At 72.3% G+C, this 25,179-nt stretch carries 24 protein-coding genes; 15 read left to right on the forward strand and 9 right to left on the reverse strand.

What is annotated here, in order from left to right; genetic code table 11:
• Nucleotides 1-103: 103 nt before the first annotated feature.
• Nucleotides 104-748 carry a MerR family transcriptional regulator gene (locus ABT085_RS15510; protein ID WP_351606896.1) on the reverse strand — a complete coding sequence of 215 codons (645 nt, stop codon included), beginning with the start codon at nucleotides 746-748 and terminating at the stop codon, nucleotides 104-106.
• Between the two features lie 90 nt (nucleotides 749-838).
• Here ABT085_RS15510 and ABT085_RS15515 point away from each other — a divergent pair, with 90 nt between their 5' ends.
• The gene (locus ABT085_RS15515) at nucleotides 839-1,381 is read left to right on the forward strand and encodes a DUF4188 domain-containing protein (RefSeq protein WP_351606899.1); all 543 of its coding nucleotides are present in this window, start codon (nucleotides 839-841) and stop codon (nucleotides 1,379-1,381) included.
• 170 nt (nucleotides 1,382-1,551) lie between these two features.
• Here the strand turns inward: ABT085_RS15515 and ndgR are convergent, their stop codons facing one another.
• A complete protein-coding gene (ndgR, locus tag ABT085_RS15520; protein ID WP_081219617.1) occupies nucleotides 1,552-2,268 on the reverse strand; it encodes an IclR family transcriptional regulator NdgR in 717 nt (238 codons plus the stop codon).
• Nucleotides 2,269-2,458: 190 nt separating this feature from the next.
• Here ndgR and leuC point away from each other — a divergent pair, with 190 nt between their 5' ends.
• The 4 genes from leuC to ABT085_RS15540 all read left to right on the forward strand — a co-directional run bounded on the left by leuC (nucleotide 2,459) and on the right by ABT085_RS15540 (nucleotide 5,787).
• Nucleotides 2,459-3,889 carry a 3-isopropylmalate dehydratase large subunit gene (gene leuC, locus ABT085_RS15525; RefSeq protein WP_351606903.1) on the forward strand — a complete coding sequence of 477 codons (1,431 nt, stop codon included), beginning with the start codon at nucleotides 2,459-2,461 and terminating at the stop codon, nucleotides 3,887-3,889.
• A 5-nt stretch (nucleotides 3,890-3,894) separates the two neighbouring features.
• The gene (gene leuD / locus ABT085_RS15530; RefSeq protein ID WP_351606905.1) at nucleotides 3,895-4,488 is read left to right on the forward strand and encodes a 3-isopropylmalate dehydratase small subunit; all 594 of its coding nucleotides are present in this window, start codon (nucleotides 3,895-3,897) and stop codon (nucleotides 4,486-4,488) included.
• A gap of 283 nt (nucleotides 4,489-4,771) precedes the next feature.
• The gene (locus ABT085_RS15535) at nucleotides 4,772-5,002 is read left to right on the forward strand and encodes an SCO5555 family protein (protein ID WP_351606908.1); all 231 of its coding nucleotides are present in this window, start codon (nucleotides 4,772-4,774) and stop codon (nucleotides 5,000-5,002) included.
• A gap of 137 nt (nucleotides 5,003-5,139) precedes the next feature.
• Entirely contained in the window at nucleotides 5,140-5,787 is a 648-nt protein-coding gene (locus tag ABT085_RS15540; protein WP_351606910.1) for an HU family DNA-binding protein, read from the forward strand.
• 90 nt (nucleotides 5,788-5,877) lie between these two features.
• Here ABT085_RS15540 and ABT085_RS15545 read toward each other — a convergent pair whose 3' ends face one another.
• Both ABT085_RS15545 and cofC read right to left on the reverse strand, forming a co-directional pair.
• Nucleotides 5,878-6,081, reverse strand: a complete 204-nt coding sequence (locus tag ABT085_RS15545; RefSeq protein ID WP_351606913.1) for a hypothetical protein — start codon at nucleotides 6,079-6,081, stop codon at nucleotides 5,878-5,880.
• Nucleotides 6,082-6,090: 9 nt separating this feature from the next.
• Nucleotides 6,091-6,729, reverse strand: a complete 639-nt coding sequence (gene cofC, locus ABT085_RS15550; protein WP_351606915.1) for a 2-phospho-L-lactate guanylyltransferase — start codon at nucleotides 6,727-6,729, stop codon at nucleotides 6,091-6,093.
• A gap of 156 nt (nucleotides 6,730-6,885) precedes the next feature.
• On the opposite strand from cofC, the gene ABT085_RS15555 reads away from it, so the two are divergent.
• From ABT085_RS15555 to ABT085_RS15565, 3 genes are read left to right on the forward strand one after another with little or no spacing between them, the layout of a single operon-like run.
• Entirely contained in the window at nucleotides 6,886-7,701 is an 816-nt protein-coding gene (locus ABT085_RS15555; RefSeq protein ID WP_351606918.1) for a lysophospholipid acyltransferase family protein, read from the forward strand.
• A complete protein-coding gene (locus tag ABT085_RS15560; RefSeq protein WP_351606921.1) occupies nucleotides 7,698-8,708 on the forward strand; it encodes an NAD(P)H-dependent glycerol-3-phosphate dehydrogenase in 1,011 nt (336 codons plus the stop codon). The genes ABT085_RS15555 and ABT085_RS15560 overlap by 4 nt, the downstream gene beginning before the upstream one ends.
• 59 nt (nucleotides 8,709-8,767) lie before the next feature.
• Nucleotides 8,768-9,925 (forward strand): D-alanine--D-alanine ligase family protein, encoded by a 1,158-nt coding sequence (locus ABT085_RS15565; RefSeq protein WP_351606923.1) that lies wholly within the window; start codon nucleotides 8,768-8,770, stop codon nucleotides 9,923-9,925.
• 374 nt (nucleotides 9,926-10,299) lie between these two features.
• Here the strand turns inward: ABT085_RS15565 and ABT085_RS15570 are convergent, their stop codons facing one another.
• The gene (locus ABT085_RS15570; RefSeq protein ID WP_351606925.1) at nucleotides 10,300-10,791 is read right to left on the reverse strand and encodes a DUF3515 domain-containing protein; all 492 of its coding nucleotides are present in this window, start codon (nucleotides 10,789-10,791) and stop codon (nucleotides 10,300-10,302) included.
• A 20-nt stretch (nucleotides 10,792-10,811) separates the two neighbouring features.
• On the reverse strand, nucleotides 10,812-11,045 hold the full coding sequence (locus tag ABT085_RS15575; RefSeq protein ID WP_003997603.1) for an Lrp/AsnC family transcriptional regulator: 234 nt from the start codon (nucleotides 11,043-11,045) through the stop codon (nucleotides 10,812-10,814).
• Nucleotides 11,046-11,251: 206 nt separating this feature from the next.
• On the opposite strand from ABT085_RS15575, the gene ABT085_RS15580 reads away from it, so the two are divergent.
• Entirely contained in the window at nucleotides 11,252-12,217 is a 966-nt protein-coding gene (locus ABT085_RS15580; RefSeq protein ID WP_152888424.1) for a thiamine-phosphate kinase, read from the forward strand.
• On the forward strand, nucleotides 12,214-13,029 hold the full coding sequence (thiD, locus tag ABT085_RS15585; protein ID WP_351606929.1) for a bifunctional hydroxymethylpyrimidine kinase/phosphomethylpyrimidine kinase: 816 nt from the start codon (nucleotides 12,214-12,216) through the stop codon (nucleotides 13,027-13,029). Before ABT085_RS15580 ends, thiD begins: the two co-directional genes overlap by 4 nt.
• A 182-nt stretch (nucleotides 13,030-13,211) precedes the next feature.
• On the opposite strand, the gene rpmB is transcribed toward thiD, so the two are convergent.
• Entirely contained in the window at nucleotides 13,212-13,397 is a 186-nt protein-coding gene (rpmB, locus tag ABT085_RS15590; protein ID WP_004924906.1) for a 50S ribosomal protein L28, read from the reverse strand.
• A 246-nt stretch (nucleotides 13,398-13,643) separates the two neighbouring features.
• Here rpmB and ABT085_RS15595 point away from each other — a divergent pair, with 246 nt between their 5' ends.
• Complete coding sequence (locus tag ABT085_RS15595) at nucleotides 13,644-15,449, forward strand: DAK2 domain-containing protein (protein WP_351606931.1); 1,806 nt, start codon at nucleotides 13,644-13,646, stop codon at nucleotides 15,447-15,449.
• A 60-nt stretch (nucleotides 15,450-15,509) separates the two neighbouring features.
• On the opposite strand, the gene ABT085_RS15600 is transcribed toward ABT085_RS15595, so the two are convergent.
• A complete protein-coding gene (locus tag ABT085_RS15600; RefSeq protein WP_351606934.1) occupies nucleotides 15,510-18,527 on the reverse strand; it encodes a tetratricopeptide repeat protein in 3,018 nt (1,005 codons plus the stop codon).
• Entirely contained in the window at nucleotides 18,524-20,353 is a 1,830-nt protein-coding gene (locus ABT085_RS15605; protein ID WP_351606936.1) for an HSP90 family protein, read from the reverse strand. The genes ABT085_RS15600 and ABT085_RS15605 overlap by 4 nt, the downstream gene beginning before the upstream one ends.
• Before the next feature lie 168 nt (nucleotides 20,354-20,521).
• Between ABT085_RS15605 and recG the strand changes: the two genes are divergently transcribed.
• The 4 genes from recG to ABT085_RS15625 all read left to right on the forward strand — a co-directional run bounded on the left by recG (nucleotide 20,522) and on the right by ABT085_RS15625 (nucleotide 25,156).
• The gene (gene recG / locus ABT085_RS15610; RefSeq protein ID WP_351606939.1) at nucleotides 20,522-22,732 is read left to right on the forward strand and encodes an ATP-dependent DNA helicase RecG; all 2,211 of its coding nucleotides are present in this window, start codon (nucleotides 20,522-20,524) and stop codon (nucleotides 22,730-22,732) included.
• Nucleotides 22,733-22,844: 112 nt separating this feature from the next.
• Nucleotides 22,845-23,432 (forward strand): 16S rRNA (guanine(966)-N(2))-methyltransferase RsmD, encoded by a 588-nt coding sequence (gene rsmD / locus ABT085_RS15615; RefSeq protein WP_351606947.1) that lies wholly within the window; start codon nucleotides 22,845-22,847, stop codon nucleotides 23,430-23,432.
• Between the two features lie 26 nt (nucleotides 23,433-23,458).
• Nucleotides 23,459-23,938 carry a pantetheine-phosphate adenylyltransferase gene (coaD, locus tag ABT085_RS15620; protein WP_351606979.1) on the forward strand — a complete coding sequence of 160 codons (480 nt, stop codon included), beginning with the start codon at nucleotides 23,459-23,461 and terminating at the stop codon, nucleotides 23,936-23,938.
• A 132-nt stretch (nucleotides 23,939-24,070) separates the two neighbouring features.
• Nucleotides 24,071-25,156 (forward strand): F0F1 ATP synthase subunit B, encoded by a 1,086-nt coding sequence (locus ABT085_RS15625; protein ID WP_351606949.1) that lies wholly within the window; start codon nucleotides 24,071-24,073, stop codon nucleotides 25,154-25,156.
• Nucleotides 25,157-25,179 lie beyond the last annotated feature (23 nt).

The raw sequence follows: 25,179 nt of genomic DNA on the forward strand, positions 1-25,179 counted from the left end.
CGCCGGTTCGAATCCGGTCTGGGGTACGAGCCCGATGGGCCTCCACTTCGGTGGGGGCCCATCGGCGTTTGCGGACTCGGCCCGGGGCCTTCCGGACCCCGCCCTACTCGAAGCCGTACCGCCGCGCCGACTCCTCCTCCTGGGCCAGCCGGTGCAGGGCCCGCAGGGCGGGCTCGAAGAGGACCGCGGCCGCGACCGCCGTCTCCACCTTCTCCGCCTCCGAGGACCGGGTCTCCACGAAGTCCAGGTCGTGCACCGCCGCCTGGTGCATCAACCGGGCGTACGGCAGCATCAGTTCGGCGTCCCAGGCGTACCCGAGCCGGCGCAGCGTGGCCACGGCGGCCACCAGTGAACGGTGTGCGGGGGAGATGCTGCTGAGGGACCGGGCGTTGGACCAGCCGAGCCGCTCCATCACCTGGTCCACCTCGTGCCGGGCCGCGCGCACCTCCTCGTCGCCGCCGTCCGGTTCGGGCACCTGAGGCAGCGCCCAGAGCGCCGCGCCCAGCCGGATCGTGCGCCCCAGGGACTCGTCGTCCACATGTGCGAGGACCTCCCGCGCGGTCGCCACCGGCACCCGGCCCACCTGGATCAGCGCCCGCACCAGCCGCAGCCGGCGCAGATGGTCCTCGTCGTACTCGGCCGTGGTCGTGTTGACCTGGCGGCCCGGCGCCAACAGGCCCTCGCGCAGGTAGTACTTGATCGTCGCGGTGGACACACCGCTGCGCTCGCTCAGTTCGGCCAGCCGCATCTCTTGCGCCCTTTCTCGGATACCGGCACTATCCAAACATGCGGCAGTCGGATAGTGCCGCTCACCGACGGACAGCGAGGGGGAAGCGTCATGTTCGGCAAACCCGTCACCGCGGGCCGTACGACCGCCGCGGCGGAGGGCGACGTGGTCGTCCTGCTGATCGGCATGCGGATCAACCACTTCTGGGCCGTGCACCACTGGGTCCCGGTGTTCCTGGCCATGCCGAGGATGCTGCGCGAGCTGCAGAAGGACCCCGGGCGCGGGCTTTTGGGGCATGTGCTGATGACGGCCTCCCCGCGGACGTACTACGTGGTCCAGTACTGGGAGTCCAAGGAGAAGCTCTACGCGTACGCCTCGTCGCCCGACATGTTCCACCACCGGGCGTGGGCGATCGTCAACCGCAAGGAGAAGGCGGGCAAGGTGCGGCAGCACGTGGGGCTGTGGCACGAGACCTATGTCGTGTCCGAGGGGAGCTACGAGTCGATCTACGCGGACATGCCGGCCTTCGGACTCGCGGCCGCGCACGGGCAGCTGCCGCTGGAGAAGCGGGGGCGCCGGGCGAAGGACCGCTTCGCCCACCGGTCGAAGTCCGCTTCGACGTCTGCGCCGGCGTCGGCGTCGGAGTCCGCGTAGGGGAGCCGCGTCGGGGCTGCCGGCGCGGGCGGCGCCGGCAGCGTGGGAGGTACGGGCGGTGCCGATGCTGAGGGTGCTGAGGGTGCTGAGGGTGGTGCGGATGACGCGGGGGAAGGGCCTGCCGCGGCGTTGAGGCCGGCCCTTACCCCGCGGACGGATGCGGGGTTCGGTCAGCCGGTGCGGCGCAGGGCCTCGGAGAGGCGGCCCGCCGCGTCGATGACCGCCTGGGCGTGCATACGCCCCGGGTGGCGCGAGAGCCGCTCGATGGGGCCGGACACGGACACGGCGGCCACCACGCGGTTGGACGGGCCGCGCACGGGCGCGGAGACGGACGCGACGCCCGGCTCGCGCTCGCCGATGGACTGGGCCCAGCCCCGGCGGCGGACACCCGAGAGCGCCGTGGCCGTGAAGCGGGCGCCCTGGAGGCCGCGGTGCAGCCGCTCCGGCTCCTCCCAGGCCATGAGGATCTGCGCCGAGGAACCGGCCTTCATGGTGAGGGTGGAACCGACCGGGACCGTGTCTCGCAGGCCGGACAGGCGTTCCGCGGCGGCGACGCAGATGCGCATGTCGCCCTGCCGGCGGTAGAGCTGCGCGCTCTCGCCCGTGATGTCGCGCAGGTGCGTGAGCACCGGGCCGGCGGTCGCGAGGAGGCGGTCCTCGCCGGCGGCCGCGGCCAGCTCGGCGAGGCGCGGTCCGAGGATGAACCGGCCTTGCATGTCGCGTGCCACCATGCGGTGGTGTTCCAGGGCCACGGCCAGTCGATGGGCCGTGGGTCGTGCCAGTCCGGTGGCCGCCACCAAGCCCGCGAGGGTGGCCGGACCGGACTCCAGAGCGCTCAGGACAAGGGCTGCCTTGTCCAGAACGCCGACGCCGCTACTGTTGTCCATGAAACGATACTCGCGTCTCACTCTGTGAAACGCAAGTTCATTTTTCGATGGAACGCGCCACTCTTGAAGGCACAGCGGCCCGCACATCAACGGGCCCGGCGGCGGACGCCCGGACACAGGGGCGCGGGTGGCCGCCACCTCAAGATCTCTAGTTGGGCCGGAGCACGATTGACCGGCCGGAGGGAAAGCGATGGGTAGGACACTCGCGGAGAAGGTCTGGGACGACCACGTCGTCCGGCGCGCCGAGGGCGAGCCCGACCTCCTCTTCATCGATCTGCACCTGCTGCACGAGGTGACCAGCCCGCAGGCCTTCGACGGCCTCCGTCAGGCGGGTCGTCCGGTGCGGCGCCTCGATCTCACCATCGCCACCGAGGATCACAACACCCCGACCCTCGACATCGACAAGCCCATCGCCGACCCGGTCTCGCGCGCACAGCTGGAGACCCTGCGCAAGAACTGCGCCGAGTTCGGTGTGCGACTGCACCCGCTGGGCGACGTCGAGCAGGGCGTGGTGCACGTCGTCGGCCCGCAGCTGGGTCTGACCCAGCCCGGCATGACGGTGGTCTGCGGCGACTCCCACACCTCCACGCACGGCGCCTTCGGCGGACTGGCGTTCGGCATCGGCACCTCCCAGGTGGAGCACGTGCTGGCCACCCAGACGCTGCCGCTGGCCCGTCCGAAGACCATGGCCATCACCGTCGACGGCGAGCTGCCCGACGGCGTCACGGCCAAGGACCTGATCCTGGCGATCATCGCCAAGATCGGTACCGGCGGCGGTCAGGGCTACATCCTGGAATACCGCGGTTCCGCCATCGAGAAGCTCTCGATGGAGGCCCGGATGACCATCTGCAACATGTCGATCGAGGCCGGTGCCCGCGCGGGCATGATCGCCCCCGACGAGACCACCTTCGCCTACCTCAAGGGCCGTGCCCACGCCCCCGAGGGCGAGGACTGGGACGCGGCGGTCGCGTACTGGAAGACGCTCAGGACCGACGAGGACGCGGAATTCGACGCGGAGGTCCACATCGACGCCGCCGCGCTCTCGCCGTTCGTCACCTGGGGCACCAACCCCGGGCAGGGCGCGCCGCTTTCCGCCGACGTCCCCGACCCGGCTTCGTACGAAGACGCCTCGGAGCGTCTGGCCGCCGAAAAGGCCCTGGAATACATGGGGTTGGAGGCGGGACAGGCGCTGCGCTCCATCAAGGTGGACACCGTCTTCGTAGGCTCCTGCACCAACGGCCGCATCGAGGACCTGCGGGCCGCCGCCGCGATCGTCGAGGGCCGCAAAGTCGCCGACGGCGTACGGATGCTGATCGTCCCCGGCTCCGCGCGGGTCGGCCTCCAGGCCGTCGCCGAGGGCCTGGACGTCGTCTTCAAGGAGGCCGGCGCCGAATGGCGGCACGCGGGCTGCTCGATGTGCCTGGGCATGAACCCCGACCAGCTGGCCCCCGGTGAGCGCTCCGCGTCCACCTCCAACCGCAACTTCGAGGGCCGGCAGGGCAAGGGCGGTCGTACGCACCTGGTGTCGCCGCAGGTCGCGGCCGCGACGGCGGTCCTGGGCCACCTGGCGTCCCCCGCCGACCTGTCCGACGCCGACACCCGTACGCCCGCTGGAGTCTGAGAGCCATGGAAGCATTCACCACGCACACCGGCCGGGCCGTCCCGCTGCGCCGCAGCAACGTCGACACCGACCAGATCATCCCTGCTCACTGGCTCAAGAAGGTGACCCGGGACGGCTTCGAGGACGGGCTGTTCGAGGCCTGGCGCAAGGACGCCTCCTTCATCCTCAACCAGCCCGAGCGCCAGGGCGCCACCGTGCTGGTCGCGGGCCCGGACTTCGGTACCGGCTCCTCCCGCGAGCACGCCGTCTGGGCGTTGCAGAACTACGGCTTCAAGGCCGTGATCTCCTCCCGCTTCGCCGACATCTTCCGCGGCAACTCGCTCAAGAACGGCCTGCTCACCGTGGTGCTGGAGCAGAAGACCGTGGACGCGCTGCAGGAACTCACCGAGCGTGACCCGCAGGCCGAGATCACGGTCGACCTGGAGGCCCGCGAAGTGCGCGCCGAAGGCATCACCGCCTCCTTCGAGCTGGACGAGAACTCCCGCTGGCGGCTGCTGAACGGGCTGGACGACATCTCCATCACCCTCCAGAACGAGGCCGACATCGCCGCGTACGAGAGCAAGCGCCCCTCGTACAAGCCGCGCACGCTCCAGGTCTGACCCACAGAGCCGAGGCCCGACCCGAAGATCCGAACAGGTCGAGATTCGGCCACGCGACACCCCGCCTGTACCCCCGATCGCCACGATTGGGGGTACAGCCATGTCTGCACCCGAACGGCCCTGAAGCGGCCCGTCGGATTCCTCAACTTGCCACGTTACGCAGGTCGTTGGCGGGGTACCCGCCAGTTGCGACCGGAACCGCCGCCGGTGTCCGGGAAGCCGTTCACGACGGCAGTTGCCCCCTGCGCAGGCGACAACTCGCCCCAGATGGCACAATCTGTGCATGGAACGCGACGGCCAACTCGAGCTCTATGCGGCAGTCGCGGACCAGCTGAAGGAAGCGCACGCAAGGGTGCGCTCACTGCAAGTCCCGGAGGGCGTACGGATGGCGCTGACCCGGAAGCTGCTGGTCATTACGGCCGCGGCCAAGCACGATCTCGCCAACGCGACAAGGCGTCTGGAGCGGTTCATGGAGGACCTCGACGAGGGCCGATTCCCTGAAGAGGAACGCTGAACACGTCCGGGACAGCCGACTTCGTTGCGGCACAAGGGTGATTAGCCCGTTTCGTGTTTGATTTGCGGTATATATCTGCCTAACGTGCGAAAAGGCTTGAACACTTTCGTTCTGGCAATGTCTCCGAAGGGGAAGACGTGAACAAGGCGCAGCTCGTAGAAGCGATTGCCGACAAGATGGGCGGCCGCCAGCAGGCCGCCGAGGCCGTCGATGCGGTCCTGGACGCCATCGTCCGCGCGGTCGTCGGCGGGGACCGGGTTTCGGTCACCGGATTCGGTTCGTTCGAGAAGGTCGACCGTCCGGCCCGCTACGCGCGCAACCCCCAGACCGGAGAGCGGGTTCGGGTCAAGAAGACGTCCGTGCCGCGGTTCCGCGCGGGCCAGGGCTTCAAGGACCTGGTGAGCGGCTCGAAGAAGCTTCCGCGCGGCGGCGAGGTCGCCGTCAAGAAGGCACCCAAGGGCAGCCTGACCGGCGGTGCCTCCGCGACGGTCAAGAAGGCCGCCGCGAAGAAGGCCACCACGAAGGCCGCCGCCGCGAAGAAGACCACGGCGCGCAAGACGACCGCCAAGAAGGCGACGGCCGCCGTGAAGAAGACCACCGCGAAGAAGACGACGGCCGCGCAGACTCCCGCCGCCGCCAAGAAGACCACCACGGCGAAGACCGCCACCGCCAAGAAGGCGACGGCGAAGAAGGCCCCGGCGAAGAAGGCCGCCACGAAGGCCGCCCCCGCCAAGAAGTCCACCGCTCGCAAGACCACCGCCAAGAAGGCCGCCGTCCGCAAGTAGGGCAGGTGCAGGGCACTCACGCGCCGGGCCGGACTCCCTCTCGGAAGTCCGGCCCGCGGCGTTCGCCCGGGCCCGCTCGGCAGGGCCCGCTCAGAAGGTGTGCAGCGTCACCAGGGTGATCCGCCGGGCTTCCCCTTCGCCCTCGGTCTCCACCCGTACCCGTTGTCCCGGGCGCAACAGCCGCAGCCCGCCCGCGTCGAACGCCGCGGTGTCGAAGGGCACGGGTGTGCCGTCGTCCAGCAGCACCTGCCCGCTGCGGGTCCCGGCGTCGTACGTGTATGCGGTCGCCTGCATGACGGCAGCCTACTGCCCGGGGATCAGCAGCCGCGCGGCGACGGCGGCCGTCCGGGGACCCACCCCCAGCGCCAGCGCCGCCCGCAGGTCCGCACCGGTGTCCACGTCCTGCCGTACGGAATCCACCGCGTCGAGAAGCAGTTCGCTCGCGCCGGAGTCGTCATGCCGGGTCCGTGAACACGGACCGAATGCGGGCAGCAATTCCCGGCCCGGGGCCGCGGCCAGCAGTGTGGTGCCGATCGCCGCCGCGTCCGCGAGAAAAGCGCGCGGGAATTCCCCGGCCGCCTCCAGAACGCGGGCCAATTCAAACGGGCGCAGAGCCGGCAGATCGGCATTCAGGGCGGCCACCGGACAGGCCGGGGAAGCGGCGCGTACGACGGCCGCCGCATGCGCCAGGGCGGCGTTCAGACCACCCCCCGGCTCGTCGGAGACGATGCGGGCGCCCAGCGCCGCAAGCTCCCGTCCGGCCAGCTCGTCGTCCGTGACTACCGCCACATTCCGGACGGCCGGGCTGGCCAGCGCGGCCGCCACGGTGTCCTGCGCGAACGCGAGCGCGAGGCTCGGACGCAGTCCGTCGGCGGCGGTGTCCGACAGCCTGCTCTTGGCCCGCGCCAAAGACTTCAGGGGGATGACCAAGGTCCACTGCACCGGCGTTGTGCCCCTCTCTCGTCGCCGTCATTGTCACCCGGTCCACCCGGTCGCCGGGGTGGCGGGGCGTACGGTGTTCTCGACAGACCGGCGGCCCGGGGCGACACTTGTGCGGCCCCCAGCCCTGGGAGGAAGCCCCTAGAGGAAGGTGTCCGCGTGCCCCGCCGCAGAATCGGCTTCTGGTATCGCTTCGCCGCGATGCTCTGCAAACCGCCGCTGGTGGCGCTGATCAAGCGGGACTGGCGTGGAATGGAGCACATTCCGGCCGATGGTGGATTCATCACCGCGGTGAACCACAATTCACATGTCGATCCCTTCGCATACGCGCACTATCAGTACAACACCGGCCGAGTTCCGCGATTCCTGGCGAAGAGCGGCCTTTTCCGGAAGGGATTCGTCGGAGCCGCCATGCGCGGAACCGGACAGATCCCCGTGTACCGGGAGAGCACCGACGCGCTGAGCGCCTTCCGTGCCGCGATCGACGCCGTGGAGCGCGGCGAGTGCGTCGCCTTCTACCCCGAGGGCACCCTCACCCGCGACCCGGACGGCTGGCCCATGACCGCCAAGACCGGTGCCGCCCGTGTCGCGCTGCAGACCAGGTGCCCGGTGATCCCCATCGCCCAGTGGGGCGCCAACGAGCTGCTGCCGCCTTACGCGAAGAAGCCCGACATCCTTCCGCGCAAGACCCACCACGTCCTCGCGGGCCCGCCCGTGGACCTCTCCCGGTTCTACGGCGAGGAGATGACCCCGGAACTCCTGAAGGAGGCGACCGAGGTCATCATGGCCGCCATCACCCGCCTGCTGGAGGAGATCCGCGGCGAGAAGGCGCCCGAGAGGCCGTACGACCCGCGACTGGAGCGGATCGAGCAGCGCCGCCGCACCGAGGCGCAGACGCAGTCGCAGCTCCAGGCCCGCGGCCAGGTGCGGACGCCGGAGCAGGCCAGGCAGGAAGAAGAGGGGCACAGCAAGTGAGCATGCCGGTCAAGGCGGCGGTCTTCAGCGCCGGTTCGTGGGGTACCGCCTTCGGTGCCGTGCTCGCCGACGCGGGCTGTGAGGTGACCCTGTGGGGGCGCCGCGCGGAGGTCGTGGACGCGATCAACTCCACCAGGACCAATCCCGACTACTTCCCGGGCATCGAGCTCCCGGCGAACCTGCGGGCCACCACCGACCCGGCCGAGGCCGCCGCCGGCGCCGACTACACGGTGCTGTCGATCCCGTCGCAGACGCTGCGTGCCAACCTGGCCGAGTGGGCGCCCCTGCTGGCCCCCCGCACGGTTCTCGTCTCCCTCATGAAGGGCGTCGAGCTCGGCACCACGATGCGGATGAGCCAGGTGATCGAGGACGTCGCCAAGGTCGAACGCGAGCGGGTCGCCGTGGTCACCGGACCCAACCTGGCCAGGGAGATCGCCGCCCGGATGCCGGCCGCCGCCGTGGTCGCCTGCACCGACGAGGCCGTCGCCCAGCGCCTCCAGAGCGCCTGCCACACGCCCTACTTCCGCCCGTACACCAACACGGACGTCGTGGGCTGCGAGCTCGGCGGCGCGGTCAAGAACGTGATCGGCCTGGCCGTCGGCATCGCGGACGGCATGGGCCTCGGCGACAACGCCAAGGGGTCGCTGATCACCCGCGGCCTCGCCGAGACCACCCGGCTGGGGCTGGCCATGGGAGCCGACCCGCTGACCTTCTCCGGGCTCGCGGGCCTGGGCGACCTGGTGGCGACCTGCTCCTCGCCGCTGTCGCGCAACCACACCTTCGGCACCAACCTCGGCCGGGGCATGACCCTCCAGGAGACCATCGCGGTCACCCGGCAGACCGCCGAGGGCGTCAAGTCCTGCGAGTCGGTGCTCGATCTGGCCCGCAGGCACGGAGTCGACATGCCCATCACCGAGACGGTGGTCGGCATCGTGCACGAGGGCAAGCCCCCCGTGGTCGCGCTCAAGGAGCTGATGTCGCGCAGCGCGAAGGCCGAACGACGCTGAGCGAACCCGCCCGGTCGCCGCTGTCTCACGGCACTGCCACCGGGTACTCTCAACCCGATATGAGCACCGAGAACCTCCCCCAGAGCCCCGGGCAGCCGTCCCGCAAGCCGCGTGTGGCCGTCGTGTTCGGCGGCCGCAGCTCCGAACACGGGATCTCCGTGGTCACCGCCGGCGCCGTACTGCGGGCGATCGACCGGACCAAGTACGAGGTCCTGCCGATCGGCATCACCCAGGACGGCCGTTGGGCCCTGACCGCCGACGCACCGGACCGCATGGCGATCACCGACCGCCGTACGCCCAGCGTCGACGAGCTCGCCGAGTCGAGCGAGGGCGGCGTGGTGCTCCCCGTCGACCCCTCCAACCGCGAGGTCGTCTACAGCGAGCCCGGCTCGGTGCCCAAGGCGCTCGGCGAGGTCGACGTCGTCTTCCCGGTGCTGCACGGCCCGTACGGCGAGGACGGCACCCTCCAGGGCCTGCTGGAGCTCTCCGGTGTCCCGTACGTCGGCGCGGGCGTGCTCGCCTCGGCCGTCGGCCAGGACAAGGAGTACATGAAGCGGGTGTTCACCTCGTTCGGGCTGAAGGTGGGCCCCTACGTGGTGATCCGGCCGCGCGAGTGGCAGCAGGACGAGGCGGGCGCCCGCAGGAAGATCGCCGAGTTCGCCGGCGAGCACGGCTGGCCGCTGTTCGTGAAGCCCGCCCGCGCGGGCTCGTCGATCGGCATCACCAAGGTCGACGACCCCTCCGGGCTCGACGAGGCCATCGCCGAGGCCCAGCGGCACGACCCCAAGATCCTCGTCGAGGCCGCGCTGCGCGGCCGCGAGATCGAGTGCGGCGTCCTGGAGTTCGAGGACGGCCCCCGGGCCTCCGTCCCGGCCGAGATCCCGCCGCCGGACGCCCACGCGTACTACGACTTCGAGGCCAAGTACATCGACTCGACGCCGGGCCTGGTCCCGGCCCCGCTGACCGCCGAGGAGACGGCCGAGGTGCAGAAGCTCGCGGTCGACGCCTTCGAGGCGGCGTCCTGCGAGGGCCTGGTGCGGGCGGACTTCTTCCTCACGGAGGACGGCGAGTTCGTCATCAACGAGATCAACACCATGCCGGGCTTCACCCCGATCTCGATGTATCCGCAGATGTGGCAGGCGAGCGGCATCGGCTACGCGGAGCTGGTGGACCGTCTCGTCCAGGCGGCGCTGCGCCGCTCCACCGGCCTGAGGTGACCGGCCGCACCCGGCCTTGCGTACGCCCCAGGCCGGGTGCCTGCCCACGGCCCGGGCCGTGACCCGCCCGACGGGATCCGGACCCGCGCGGCCGGCGTTCCGTGCCGGGCGCCGGGCGGACGCGCAGGACCGCGACAGGGTTGAGCGTGGGGACCCCGGCAGGCCTGCGTGGGATCGTGACGGGTCTGCGTGGGATCGCGACGGGTCTGCGCGCAGGACCGCGGTGAGGAGCGCAGCCGGTGAGCCGGTCGGCCCGTCAGCCGGGCACGACGGGCTGCTGGAGCCGGGTCGGGGGCGGCCGGGTTGCGCGAGCGGGTCGGGGGCGGCCGGGTTGCGGGGCCCTGGGCGTGCGGCCCGCGCGGCACGCGCGACGCTCAGTCGGCGATCCCCTCCGGGATCGCCTTCTTGACGGCGGGCGCCAGATCCACCAGCGGCGCCATCCCGTTCCCGGTGCGTGCCTTGGGAATCTCCACCTCGACATACGCCTTGCGCAGGGTCGTGGTGAACCGGAAGGCTCCGTCGTCCTGCTTCTCCAGCAGCCAGCCGACCCCGTTCACCTCGACCCCGTCGGCTTCGGGATCGGCCATCTTGGCGGGTCGCTCGACACCGCAGCGCAGTATGATCGCCGGGTTCCCCCAGCCTGCGGTCAGCGCGGAGGCGGGCTCGGGATCACGCCGGTCGAGACCGTCCGCCTTCGACGGCAGCACCTGGTCCAGGTTCCGGCACAACGCAACGGTCTTCACGTCGGCGCCGGGAACCGCCGCGGACGCGCTGCCGTCCGTCGACGAGCAGCCCGCGACGGCGACCAGGAGGGCGAGCGCGGGCGGCCCGAGGACAATGCGGTGCCGGTGATGGGAGGAGTTCACCGGCCAAGGGTAGACGGGGGCTACAGATGCACCACCGGGCAGGTCAGGGTTCGGGTGATGCCGTCCACCTGCTGGACTTTGGCGACGACCATGCGACCGAGGTCGTCCACGGTGTCGGCTTGGGCGCGCACGATCACGTCATACGGTCCTGTCACGTCCTCGGCCTGGATCACCCCAGGGATCTTGCTGATCGTCTCGGCGACGGTCGACGCTTTGCCGACCTCCGTCTGGATCAGGATGTACGCCTGTACCACGGAACCTCCAGGGCGGCCACGAGGATCATGTGGGGAAAAGGAACGCCACGGTATCGCGTCGCCGCTCGCCGCGGGGAGACCTGCGGGGGCCGAGGCTCGCGCGCCGGGGTACATGCACGCAAGAAGTTGACGGTCACCTCGACCGTATCGAGGACACTGGAGACGCGCGACCGGGCTTGGACAGGGCCGGAAGGGGAGCAAGGGCAATGAAGGGCACTGTCGGTGAGCTAGGGGAGTTCGGGCTCATCAGGGAGCTCACCTCCCGTCTCACCACCACACCGGCGGTCCGGGTCGGCCCCGGCGACGACGCCGCGGTGGTCGCCGCCCCCGACCGCAGGGTCGTGGCGAGCACCGACATCCTGCTGGAGGGTCGGCACTTCCGCCGCGACTGGTCCACGGCGTACGACGTGGGCCGCAAGGCCGCCGCGCAGAACCTCGCCGACATCGCCGCCATGGGCGCGGTGCCGACGGCGCTGCTGCTCGGCCTGGTCGTCCCCGCGGAACTCCCCGTCGCCTGGCCGACCGAGCTGATGGACGGGCTGCGCGACGAGTGCCAGGTCGCGGGTGCCTCCGTGGTCGGCGGTGACGTCGTACGCGGCGACACGATCATGGTGTCGATCACCGCGCTCGGCGATCTGCGCAACCAGGAGCCGGTGACGCGCGCGGGCGCACAGCCCGGCGACCTCGTCGCGGTCACCGGCTGGCTCGGCTGGTCCGCCGCCGGGTACGCGGTGCTCTCCCGCGGCTTCCGCTCGCCGCGCGCCTTCGTCGAGGCGCACCGGCGCCCCGAACCCCCGTACCACGCGGGCCCGGCCGCGGCCGGACTGGGCGCGACCGCCATGTGCGACGTGAGCGACGGACTCATCGCCGACCTCGGTCACATCGCCGAGGCCAGCAAGGTGCGCATCGACATCCGCTCCGGTGCCATCGACATCCCGACCCAGATGAACGACATCGGGCAGGCCGTCGGTGTCGACCCGATGCAGTGGGTGCTGACCGGGGGAGAGGACCACGCGATCGTGGCGACCTTCCCGCCGGACACCAAGCTGCCCGCCCGCTGGAAGGTCATCGGCGAGGTGCTCAACCCGTCGGCGCTGCCCCAGGTGACGGTCGACGGGGCGCCGTGGACCAGCAAGGGCGGCTGGGACCACTTCGGGGGCATCGAGTCGTGAGCGCGCCACCGAGAGTGCTGACGGTCGCGGGCTCCGACTCCGGCGGCGGGGCGGGGATCCAGGCCGACCTGAAGACCATGCTCGCGCTCGGCGTGCACGGCATGAGCGTGATCACCGCGGTCACCGCGCAGAACTCCCTGGGCGTGCAGGGCGCCTGGGAGCTGCCCGCACAGGCGGTACGGGCGCAGTTCCGCAGCGTCGTCGACGACATCGGCGTCCAGGCGGTGAAGACCGGGATGCTGGCCTCCGCCGAACTGGTCGAGACGGTCGCCGAGTTGCTGGCCGGCACGGACGCGCCGGCCGTCGTCGACCCGGTGGGCGTCTCCAAGCACGGCGACCCGCTGCTGGCGGCCGCGGCCCTGGACTCCGTACGGACGAAGCTGTTGCCGGTCGCGACGGTCGCCACCCCGAACCTCGACGAAGTGGCGCAACTCACCGGTGTCAGGGTCGAGTCGGAGCGGCAGCTGCGTACGGCGGCGGAGGCCGTCCTGGCGTACGGGCCGCGCTGGGTGGTGATCAAGGGCGGTCATCTCGCCGGGGAGGCGGTCGACCTGCTCACCGACGGTACCGAGGAGCACTGGCTGCGCGCCGCCCGCCACGACAACCGGCACACGCACGGCACCGGGTGCACCCTCGCGTCCGCGATCGCGGCACAGCTGGCGAAGGGGCGGTCCGTGCCGGAGGCGGTGGCGGATGCCAAGGAGTACGTCACCGGGGCGATCGCGGGCGGGTTCGCGCTCGGCGCGGGTCTCGGCCCGGTAGACCACCGGTGGAACCTCACGACCCGGACCGCCCGACCACCGCGAGCCTGACCGCCGAGGGCACGGGCCCGCACGGGGGTTCCGCTACGGGCCCGGTGCACAGGTCCGGACCCGGGTATGGCAAAAAGCCGACCTACCCGAGAGTAGACCGGCTTTTCACGGCGAACCAGCAGTGGCCGCGCATGATGGGGTTCCCCCCGTCCCGGACGAACCCGGGATATGGGGGATGAGCGTCAGCGCGAGACCTTGCCGGCCTTGATGCACGAGGTGCAAGCGTTCACGCGCTTCGGCGTCCCGCCGACCACGGTACGCACGCGCTGGATGTTGGGGTTCCAGCGGCGCGGCGTACGGCGGTGCGAGTGCGAGATGTTGTTGCCGAAGCCCGGCCCCTTGCCGCAGACGTCGCAGTTGGCAGCCACGGGTCACTCCAAAGACTTCAGATGCACTTACGGATGATCCCGGCGTGCCGGGATCGGATCGAGGATCTGAGTGGCGGTGCCGGGAGGAGAGCCCGATGGGATCGGGCAACCGGAGCAGCATACAACGACTGCGCCAGTACAACGAAACTACCATGGCGGCCCGAGGGTCCGCCCCCGGCCCTCTTCCGGCGGACACCGGTCCTGGGTCTACGCTGCGTCCCAGTCCAGCAGCTCAAGGAGGCGCAGGTGCCGCAGGTGCCGCAGACATTCTTCGATGCTCTCGCGGTGCGTACCTGGTGCGGTCTCGCGTTGCAGGCGCTGGGACGCGCGCGCGAGGAGATCGACGCGATCAATGTCTACCCCGTCGCGGACGGGGACACCGGCACCAACCTGTATCTGACCGTGGAGTCGGCCGTCGCGGCGGTCGAGGCGGTGTTCCTGGGGCACGAGACGGCGTCCGCGGGACACGCGACCGGGACCGGGACCGCGACCGGCTCCGGCGACGACGGCGCCGCCGGTGTCTTTGCGGTCCCCGGGCCTGCGCTGTCGCCGTCCCTGGCGGAGGCCGCGCGCGCGATGGCGCACGGGGCCCTGATCGGGGCGCGCGGCAACTCCGGGACGATCGTCGCGCAGCTGCTGCGCGGTATGGCACAGGTCTTCGCCGCGGACGGTGAGGCCGCTCACACCGACGCGCGAGGGCTGCGGCTGGCCCTGCGGCACGCGGCCGACTCCGCCCGGCAGGCCGTGGCCCACCCGGTCGAGGGCACGGTGCTGTCGGTCGCCTCCGCCGCGGCGGACGCGACCGAGGGGGCCGAGGACGACTGCGGGACGGTCGCGCGTGCGGCCTACGAGGGAGCGCGGGCGGCGCTGGCCGCGACCCCGGGCCAGCTGGCCGTCCTGGAGCGGGCCGGAGTGGTCGACGCCGGTGGGCGCGGGCTGGTCGCGGTGCTCGGGGCACTGGTCGAGACGCTGACCGGCGAGACCCCAGCGGCCCCGGCCGACGCCGACACTCCCAGCTCTGCTCCCGTGCCTGCCGCCACCGGCACTGCCGTCGTCGCCACCGTCTCCGAGGACAGCGGGGGCGACGACGTGCTGTGCGCGGACCGGTCCGAGGCCGCGGAGGACGGCGGCCCCGCCTTCGAGGTGATCTACCTGCTGGAGGCCGACGACGCGGCCGTCGCACGGCTGCGGGACCGGCTCGACGCCCTCGGGGACTCGCTCGTCGTGGTCGGCGGCGACGGACTGTGGAACGTCCACGTGCACGTCGACGACGCGGGTGCCGCGGTGGAGGCGGGCGTCGAGGCCGGACGGCCGCACCGGATCCGGATCACCCACTTCGGCGTCGGCGACGCGCACACGCGCGCCGCCGGGCGGCCGCCCCGGGAGCGGGTCCAGCGTGCCGTGGTGGCCGTCGTGCCCGGCGAGGGCCTGGCCGGGCTGTACGCCGAGTCGGGGGCCACCACCGTGCTCGCCCGGCCGGGGGAGCCGCCCGCGAGCGGCGAACTGGTCGAGGCCGTGCGCCGCGCCCACGCGCGCGAGGTCGTCCTGCTGCCCAACGACGCCGACCTGCGCCACACCGCGGCCGCGGCGGCGGAGCAGGCCAGGGCGGAGGGCATCCGGGTGGCGTTGATCCCGACCCGCTCCGCGGTCCAGGGCATTGCCGCGCTCGCCGTGCACGAGGCCGCCCGCCGCTTCGACGAGGACGTCGTCGCCATGACCTCGGCGGCCGGCGCCACCCGCTACGCCGAGCTGACCGTCGCCGAACGCCAGTCCTGGACCATGGCCGGCATCTGCCAGGCGGGTGACGTCCTCGGTCTCGTCGAGGGCGACGTGGCCGTGATCGGATCGGATGTCGCGGAGATCGCCGGGACCGTGCTGGACCGGATGCTCCAGGCGGGCGGTGAACTCGTCACCATCGTCCTCGGTGACGAGGTGCCGGAGGCCGTCGCCGAGCACCTCCAAACGCGGGTGCGGGAGGCCTACCTCGCCGTCGACACGGTCGTCTACCGGGGCGGCCGGCAGGGATCGCTGCTGCTCATCGGCGTGGAGTGACCGAAGGGTCGAACGGTGGGGCGGCGGACCGCCCCACCGCCCCACGGGCCCCGTCGCGGACTACTTCGCCGCCTGCTCCTCCAGGACCTGGAGGAGTTGTTCCGCCTCCGCGCACCGTGCCCGTGCCGTCTCGTCCTCCTCGGCAGTCCCGTCGGGGGCGCCTTCGGCCCGCCCGTCGGCGATGTCGCCGGAGCCGGAGTACGCCGCCAGCACCGCACGCGCGCGTGCGGCCGCGTCCGCCGGACGGCCGAGGTCGGCCTCCAGCCAGCCCGCGGCGAGCTGGGCCGCCGTGCGGCTGTGCCGGGCGACGGGACCCAGCGAACCGAACACGACGACGGCCTCCGCCAGCTGGGACAGCGCCTCCTCGAACACGCCGTGGATGGACTCGTCCCCCGCGTCCTCCACCACGGAGCGGGCCAGCAGATCGCCGAACTGCCGGTGGGTGTGGCCGAGCTCGGTGACCAGCCGTACCCGCGCCTCCTCGTCGTCCGCCGCCTGCAGAGCCGTCCCGCACGCGTCCAGCGCGTCCGTCATCAGCGCCCGCGCCCGGTCCGCTCCCGCCTTGTCCGCTCCCGCCCCGTCCGCCCCGGCATCGGCGCGCAGCGCGAGCCACGCGCGGGCGCGCAGGGCGCGTACCAGACCGTGCACGTTGCCGAGGGCCTGCCACAGATCGCCCGCGCGCGTGTACGCCCGGTCCGCCTCGGCGGGCAGTCCCGCGTGCCCCAGGTTCTCGGCCGCGAGATGGGCGAGCGTGGCGTGATCGTGCTGCTCGGGCCAGTGCCGGGCGATCTCGGCGGCCTGGAGCCGGCGTTCGGCCGCCGCCCGGTGCTCGCCGAGCTCGCTCAGACAGTCGCCGAGCCACCACTGCGTCTGCACGATCGCGCCGTCACCGTGCGTCTCGGCGCTCAGGTCGGGCAGCGCGGACTCCAGCACCTCGGCGGCCTCGGCCCACCGCCCCTGCCGCAGCAGGAAGCCGCCGAGCAGATGCCGGGCCCAGGCGCCCAGCGCCGGTCCCTGACCCGCCTCGTCGGCCCAGTGCGCCGCCTCCAGCGCGTGCTCGGCCGCCTCCTCGGCCTGCCCCCGGCCGGCGACGACCTCGGCGAGCTGAAGGTGCAGCTGGGCCCGCCCGACCGCCTCCAGATGCGCCTCGCCGTGCTCCAGGGCGGCCCGCAGCGCGCGCTCCGCCTCCGCGATGTCGCCCAGCTGGTGGGCCAGCGCGGCCAGCCGGGCCTCGTACTCCACCGCGAACCACGGCAGACCGGCCGCGACGAACGCCGCGGCGGCCTTCGCGAACAGCTCCGCGGCCGTACGGGCGTCCCCGGCGAGCGCCGCCAGCTCGGCGAGTATCGCGTGCGACTCGGCGGCCCGCGAGGCGAGCCGTACGTCGTCCCGCGTGCGCCCGCCGACGAGCGCCAGCACCTCCCGCGCGGCCGACTCGGCCGCGGCCAGGACCGGTTCCGGCGGCGGCCCGTCGCTCGCGTGCACCCGCTGCATCAGGATGCGTGCCCGGCCCATCAGCACGGACGCCGTCTGCCGTACGCCCGTGGCGTCCTGCGCGTAGAGCGCGAGCACCTCGTCGTACGGCTCCTCGACCGCGGCGGCCGCCTCGTCCGGCGCGCCGGTCAGGGCGCGTACGTACGCCGCACGCGTGCGTGCCGCCAGCGCCTCCCCGGGGTCGCCCGCCTCCGCGTACAGCACGGCTGCGCGTTCGAACAGCTCGGCGCCCTCGGGGCCCGCGTCCATCGCCTCGTGGTCGGCGATCTCCGCCCGGTCGCGCGCGTCCAGCTCGACGCCCCCGGCGGCCCGGGAGACCGCGGCCCACGCCTCCACGGCGTCCGGCTGCAACGTGTCCGACAGCCGTCGCGCCTCGGCCAGCAGCGCGCCGAGGTCCGATGGCTCCGGCCGTCCGACCTCCGGCTGTCCGGCCGCCGGTGCGGCCACGGGCGCGCCGGCCGATGTCGGCCGGGTGCCGCGCACCCCCAGCGGCAGCCGCTCCACCAGCGGGAGCCGTGCCATCCGGGCGCGGGCCCGGTCGCTGACGTACGACGTGCCGTTGCGCGCGTCGAACCGCCCGGCGAGCGCCAGGGCCTCCTCGCGCGCGTGGTCCGCCAGCGCGGACGCCGTCCAGGTCCGGCCCGCCGGCCCCGGCACCCGCTCGTCCCCGAGCCCGAGCAGGGTGAGGCGGTCCATGAGCAGGGCCACCACGGCCATGAACTCCAGCCGGCTGCGCGGCTGCCCGCCGTCCGTGAAGTACGCCGGGCGCTCCGCCAGCAGTTCCAGACCGCGCGCCTCGTTGCCGGTCAGCGCGCAGAACTCCACGTGGTCCGCGTACGCGTCCCGCATGCTCTCCATGGACCGCACCAGCCGGAAGCCGCGCAGATGGTTGGCGCGCGCCTCGTCGAGGCGGCCCAGACGCAGCAGCGGCAGCAGGGAGGAGGCCAGGACGGTGTGCGGTTCGTGGGCGCAGGAGAACTCGCCGTCCAGGACCGGACCCCACAGCCGGACCGCCTCGGCGTCCCGGCCCCGCTCCGCCTCCCACCAGCCCTGACCGTGCAGCTCGCACGCGTGGCAGTCGGCCATGTCGTCCCGGTCGGCGGCCAGCCAGGCGGCGTGCGCCCGCTCGGCCCGGTCGAGATCACCGACATGCGCGGCCACGCTGAACTCCGCGCTGCGCACCGCCCGTTCGGAGTGTCCGGCCAGCCGGTAGCGGCGCTCCATCTCGCCGAGCCACTTCTCGACGGAGGCGAGCGGGATGTGCGGCTGGTCCAGCATGCCCGCCGACATCCACTTGAAGACCCAGTGCAGCGAATGGGTCTCGTACTCGTCGAAGTCCTCGGGCCGTTCGTCCCACATGCGCAGCAGCCGCGCGAAGGGGACGAACATCTTGTCCTTCTCGGAGCTGTAGTTGTACACCTTCAGCTGGTGTCCGAGCGCCTCGACCACCGCGAGCGGGATGTTCAGCCGCTCCGCCTCGACCAGCAGCTCCTCCGCGCGCGCGTTGCGGGCCGGGCCCTCCGGCTGCCCGCCGTTCTCCGCCATCGCCCGGCGCAGCGAGTCGAAGTCCGTGATCCCGCTCATCGCCGGCCCTCCTCGCCGTGGGTGGCCCACTCCAGCAGGCCGATGAACGCCCGGTTCAGCAACGCCGAGTCGGCGGGCCGCAGCGGGCGCTGCGCCATCAGCAGCGCCTGTCCGTACAGGGACTCCGTGGCGGTCCCGATCAGCTCGGCGTCCCGCAGCGAACTGATGCGCCGGATGAGCGGGTTGAGGTGGTTGAGCACCAGCTTCGCCCGCGGGGCGCTGCCGCGCAGCGAACCGAGGATGCCCGCCCACAGGTCGTCGGCCTGCTCCTCGGCCTCCGCCCGCGCCTGCTCGTGCCGGGCTGCCCGGTCGTCCAGGTGCAGCGCGGGCACGGACAGCGGATGGAAGGCGCGCAGCACGACATCGCAGCCCAGCGGGTCCAGCTTCGCCCGGGCGGCCGCCAGGAAGCCCGCCAGCGCCAGCTCCTCGGCCGGGTCGACGGCGTCCAGATGGGCCGTCACGGTGTCCGCGTCCAGCTCGGCGACCACCGTGCCCGGCCGCACCGACGGCAGCGCCTCGACGAGCTCGCTGTCGTACGTGTAACCGCCGTTGATCACGCCCACGCCCTGCGCGGAGGCGATCGGCGCGACCTGGCGGTACTCCTCCACGGTCCGGGTGAAGTGGACCACCGGGTGCCGCTGCGCGAACTCCTCCAGCGACAGCCGTCCGTCCGTCGTCTCGAACGGCAGCCACGGCAGCATCGTGCGCAGCATCTCGGCGTCGTGCCGGGCCAGCGCCTTCACACCCAGGTAGTGCACGGACAGGAAGGCCGCCAGCCGCTCCGGATCACCGGCCGCCAGCCCGGTCAGCCACGCCCGGATCCGCTCGCCGAGCGCCTCGCGGACCGCGGCCAGCGTCTCGTCCTCGTACAGCGACTCGCGCGAGGCCGTGGGCCGCAGACTGTCCGTGTCCAGCACACAGCGCACGAAGAAGGCCCAGTCGGGCAGCAATTGCTCGCCCCGCTCGGTCAGCAGCATGCCCTTGAGGTGGACGCGATGACCGGCCCGCTGCGCCGGACTGACCGCCGACGGCAGCACGTAGGCCACCCCGCGGATCCCGGCCAGCGGCACGTCCAGGTCGACCGAGTCCAGCGGGGTGAACCCGAACAGCCCGTGACAGTGCCGGGCCAGGGCCACCCGCCGCGCGGCCGGGGACGGGTACGGCCGGTCCCACGGCGCCGGCAGATCGGTCACCGCCTCGTCGCCCACCCGCACGTCGTAGGGCAGCAGCGACCCGAAGTCCCGCGCCAGCGCCAGGACGCGCGCCTCGGTCAGCCACTCCCCGGCCCCGGCCCGCGCCACCAGATGCACGGTGGTGCCCGGCTCGGGGCGGGCCTCGTCCGGCAGCGTGCGCACGGTGTACGAACCGTCGTCGGCCGCCGTCCACTCCACCGGCGGGGCGTGCGGGGTGCGGGCGCTGCGGCTGACCACCCGGATCCGCTCGGCGACCACGAAACAGGCCAGCAGGCCGATGCCGAACTGGCCGAGGAAGTCGGAGCGGGCCTCCTGGAGACCGTCGGCCCGCTTGGAGCTGCGGCCGATGGTGGCCAGCAGACTGTGCACGTCGGCCTCGGTGAGCCCGATCCCGGAGTCCTCGACGCGCAGGGCGCCGCCCTCGGCGAACAGTCGTACCCGGGCGGGGGCGTCGGGCTGCTCGGCCCGCCGGGCGGTGATCGCGTCCACCGCGTTCTGGAGCAGCTCGCGCAGGTAGACCTTGGGACTGGAGTAGAGGTGATGAGAGAGCAGGTCGACCAGACCACGCAGGTCGACCTGGAACGTATGAGGTGACTGGGATGCCTGGGATGACTGTGAGGTCTGGGAGTCCATCGTCGCAGCGCCGCGGGCTGGGGGAGTCTCCATGGCGCGGGGTCGGGCGGTCCCGGTGGGGCAGTGACCGCGGGGGATGGCCGGAGCGCGTCATCCTAGGGCCCCAACAGCCCGCCTGACCAGCGGATTCCCGACACGTATACGGCAATGTCAGTGGGGTGGTGTGCAATGGATCTCGTGCCCGCACTGCAAGAACCCCTGAAAAAGGTGCTCGGCCCCGCCACCGCGAAGGTGATGGCCGAGCACCTCGGCCTGCACACCGTCGGCGACCTGCTGCACCACTACCCGCGCAGATACGAGGAGCGCGGTCAGCTGACCGGGCTCGCCGACCTCCCCATGGACGAGCACGTCACCGTGGTCGCCCAGGTCGCCGACGCCCGGCTGCTCACGTTCGCCTCCTCCAAGGCCCCCCGCGGGAAGGGGCAGCGGCTGGAGGTGACCATCACGGACGGCAGCGGGCGGCTCCAACTGGTCTTCTTCGGCAGCGGAGTCCACAAGCCGCACAAGGAACTGCTGCCGGGCACCCGGGCGATGTTCGCGGGCAAGGTCTCCGTCTTCAACCACCGCCTCCAACTGAACCACCCGGCCTACGAGCTGCTGCGCGGCGACGACGCCGAGGAGAGCGTGGAGAGCTGGGCCGGTGCCCTCATCCCGCTCTACCCCGCCACCGCCAAGCTGGAGTCCTGGAAGATCGGCAAGGCCGTCCAGACCGTCCTGCCCAGCGCCCAGGAGGCCCTCGACCCGCTGCCCGGTTCCCTGCGCGAGGGCCGCGGCCTGGTCTCCCTCCCCGAGGCCCTGCTGAAGATCCACCGCCCGCACACCAAGGCGGACATCGCCGACGCCCGCGCCCGGCTGAAGTGGGACGAGGCCTTCGTCCTCCAGGTGGCCCTGGCCCGCCGCAGGTACGCCGACGCCCAGCTTCCCGCCGTCCCCCGCAGACCCGCGGCCGACGGCCTGCTCACCGCCTTCGACGACCGTCTGCCGTTCACCCTCACCGACGGCCAGCGCAAGGTCTCCCAGGAGATCTTCGACGACCTCGCCACGGACCACCCGATGCACCGGCTGCTCCAGGGGGAGGTGGGTTCCGGGAAGACCCTGGTCGCCCTGCGCGCCATGCTCGCCGTGGTCGACGCAGGCGGGCAGGCCGCGATGCTCGCGCCCACCGAGGTGCTCGCCCAGCAGCACCACCGCTCCATCACCGAGATGATGGGCGAGCTCGCCGAGGGCGGCATGCTCGGCGGCGCCGAGCGGGCCACCAAGGTGGTGCTGCTCACCGGGTCCATGGGGGCGGCCGGGCGGCGGCAGGCGCTGCTCGACCTGGTCACCGGCGAGGCCGGGATCGTGATCGGCACCCATGCGCTGATCGAGGACAAGGTCCAGTTCCACGACCTCGGACTGGTCGTCGTGGACGAGCAGCACCGGTTCGGGGTCGAGCAGCGCGACGCCCTGCGCGGCCGCGGCAAGCAGCCGCCGCACCTGCTCGTCATGACCGCCACGCCCATCCCGCGGACCGTCGCGATGACCGTCTTCGGCGATCTGGAGACCTCCGTCCTGGACCAGCTCCCGGCCGGCCGCTCGCCCATCGCCAGCCATGTCGTCCCGGCCGCCGAGAAGCCCCACTTCCTGGCCCGCGCCTGGGAGCGGGTGCGCGAGGAGGTGGGCAACGGCCACCAGGCGTACGTCGTCTGCCCGCGCATCGGCGACGAGGAGGACGACCCCAAGGCCGCCAAGAAGAAGAAGTCCCCCGAGGACGAGGCGGAGAAGCGGCCCCCGCTCGCCGTCCTCGACGTGGCCGCGCAGCTGGCCCGCGGGCCCCTCCAGGGGCTCACGGTGGAGGTGCTGCACGGCCGGATGGCACCGGACGACAAGGACGCCGTCATGCGCCGCTTCGCCGCCGGCGACACGGACGTCCTGGTCGCCACGACCGTGATCGAGGTCGGCGTGAACGTGCCGAACGCCACCGCCATGGTGATCATGGATGCCGACCGGTTCGGCGTCTCGCAGCTGCACCAGCTGCGCGGCCGCGTCGGCCGTGGCTCGGCGGCGGGGTTGTGTCTGCTGGTCAGCGAGATGCCGGAGGCGAGCCCGGCCCGCCAGCGGCTCAACGCGGTGGCCTCCACCCTGGACGGCTTCGAGCTCTCCCGCATCGACCTCGAACAGCGCCGCGAGGGCGACGTCCTCGGCCAGGCCCAGTCCGGCGTCCGCTCCAGCCTGCGGGTGCTCGCCGTCATCGAGGACGAGGAGGTCATCGCCGAGGCCCGGGAGGAGGCGGTCGCGGTCGTCGCCGCCGATCCCGACCTGGAGCACCTGCCCGGGCTGCGCACGGCCCTGGACGCCCTGCTGGACGAGGAACGGGAGCAGTACCTGGAGAAGGGCTGAGCAGCGGCCGGCGGGACCGGTGGCAAGCCGGGTACGCCCTCCGCGGACCGCGTCCCGTGCGGGTGCCTGCCAGACTGGAACCCGTACGCACCCCCACGGACAAGGACCCCAGATGACCCGCGTGATCGCCGGTGCCGCCGGCGGACGCCGCCTCGCCGTCCCGCCGGGCACCGGCACCCGCCCCACCTCCGACCGCGCGCGCGAGGGCCTGCTGTCCACCTGGGAGTCCCTGCTCGGCGGCCCGCTGGATGGCGAGCGGGTCCTCGACCTGTACGCCGGTTCGGGCGCCGTCGGCCTGGAGGCCCTCTCCCGGGGCGCGGGCCACACCCTGCTCGTCGAGGCCGACGCCCGCGCGGCCCGCACGGTCCGCGAGAACGTGAAGAGCCTCGGGCTGCCCGGCGCCGAGGTCAGATCGGGCAAAGCGGAGCAGATCGTCAAGTCGCCGCCGCCGGGGGAGCCGTACGACATCGTCTTCCTGGACCCCCCGTACGCCGTCTCCGACGACGATCTACGCGAGATCCTGCTCACACTCCGCGCGGAAGGCTGGCTCGCGCCGGAAGCCCTCGTCACCGTGGAGCGCAGCACCCGAGGCGGCGAATTCCGGTGGCCGGACGGTTTCGCGGCCCTACGGGCCCGTCGCTACGGCGAAGGCACGTTTTGGTACGGTCGCGCCGCCTCTACGTGCGAAGACGCACGATGACCGGACCGGAGAGCGAGGGAACCCAGTTGCGCCGCGCCGTCTGTCCCGGGTCGTTCGACCCCATCACCAACGGACACCTAGACATCATTGGCCGCGCCTCCCGTCTGTACGACGAGGTCTACGTCGCGGTCATGATCAACAAGTCCAAGAAGGGCCTGTTCGAGATCGACGAGCGGATCGACCTCATCCGTGAGGTCACCGCCGACTACGCCAACGTCCGGGTCGAGGCCTTCCACGGCCTCCTCGTCGACTTCTGCAAGCAGCGCGACATCCCCGCGATCGTCAAGGGGCTGCGCGCCGTCAGCGACTTCGACTACGAGCTCCAGATGGCCCAGATGAACATCGGGCTCTCGGGCGTCGAGACCCTCTTCGTGCCCACCAACCCCACCTACAGCTTCCTGTCGTCCTCCCTGGTCAAGGAGGTCGCGACCTGGGGCGGCGACGTCTCGCACCTGGTCCCGCCCGCGGTCTTCGAGGCGCTCACGCGGCGTCTGGGACAGGGCTGACCCCGACTCCCCGGGCGCGCGCGGACCCTCGCCGGGGCTGACGGCCCGTCATCCGGTGTCGGCCGCGCGTCCCATGGACGTACAGTCGTCCCGTCCGTCTCCAACACAGCTGTAGAGAGTGGCGAGCACACGATGGACGTGCAGAAGAAGCTCGAAGAGGTCGTCTCGACGGTCTCCAGTGCCCGTTCGATGCCGATGTCGGCCTCGTGCGTGGTCAACCGTGCCGAGCTGCTCTCCCTGCTCGAGGAGCTGCGCGAGGCGCTGCCCGGCTCCCTGGCGCAGGCGCAGGAGCTGATCGGCGACCGCGAGCACATGGTGGAGCAGGCCCGCCAGGAGGCCGACCGGATCATCTCGACGGCGCACGCCGAGCGCGGTTCGCTGATCTCCGACACCGAGATCGCCCGCCGCTCCCAGGCCGAGGCCGACCGGATCCTCGCCGAGGCGCACAAGGAGGCCGAGGAGGTCCGCGTCGAGGCCGACGACTACGTCGACTCCAAGCTCGCCAACTTCGAGGTCGTCCTCACCAAGACGCTCGGCTCCGTCGGCCGCGGCCGCGAGAAGCTGCTCGGCACCGGACCGGGCCTGGACGAGCAGGGCTACGAGGACGAGGACGCCCCCGAGCGCAGCCACGACCCGGAGACCCTGCGCCGCGACGCCGACGCGTACGTCGACACCAAGCTCGGCGCCTTCGAGGCGGTCCTCGCCAAGACCCTGGAGGCCGTCGGCAAGGGCCGCGCCAAGCTGCACGGCCGGATCGCCACCGACGACCTCGGCGCGCTCGCCGACGACACCACCACCTTCCAGCACTCCAGCGACGCGGACTACCTCGCCGACCTGGCCGCCCTCGCGGACGCCCCGGCCGAGCCGCGCCGGCAGCAGCCCGCCGCGCAGCAGCCCGTGCAGCCGCAGTACGACCAGCGGCCCGTCCAGCCGGCGTACGACTACCAGCAGCAGGCGGACCCGTACGGCGGCTACCAGCAGCAGGGCTACGGCCAGCAGGACGCGTACGGCTACCAGCAGACGGACCCCTACGCCGCGGGCTCCGGCTACGCCCAGGACGGCGGCTTCCAGGGCTACGACACCCAGCAGGGCGGGTACGACCCGCACCAGGTCCACCAGGACCACCAGGGGTACGCGCTCGACGAGACCAGCCTCTTCGACACCAGCATGATCACCCCCGACCAGCTGCGCGCCTACGAGCAGGAGCGGGGCCTGTAGGACCGGGCGGCGACCGCCCCGGC

It is taken from the genome of Streptomyces sp. NPDC002265, assembly GCF_040296125.1.
Lineage (GTDB): Bacteria > Actinomycetota > Actinomycetes > Streptomycetales > Streptomycetaceae > Streptomyces.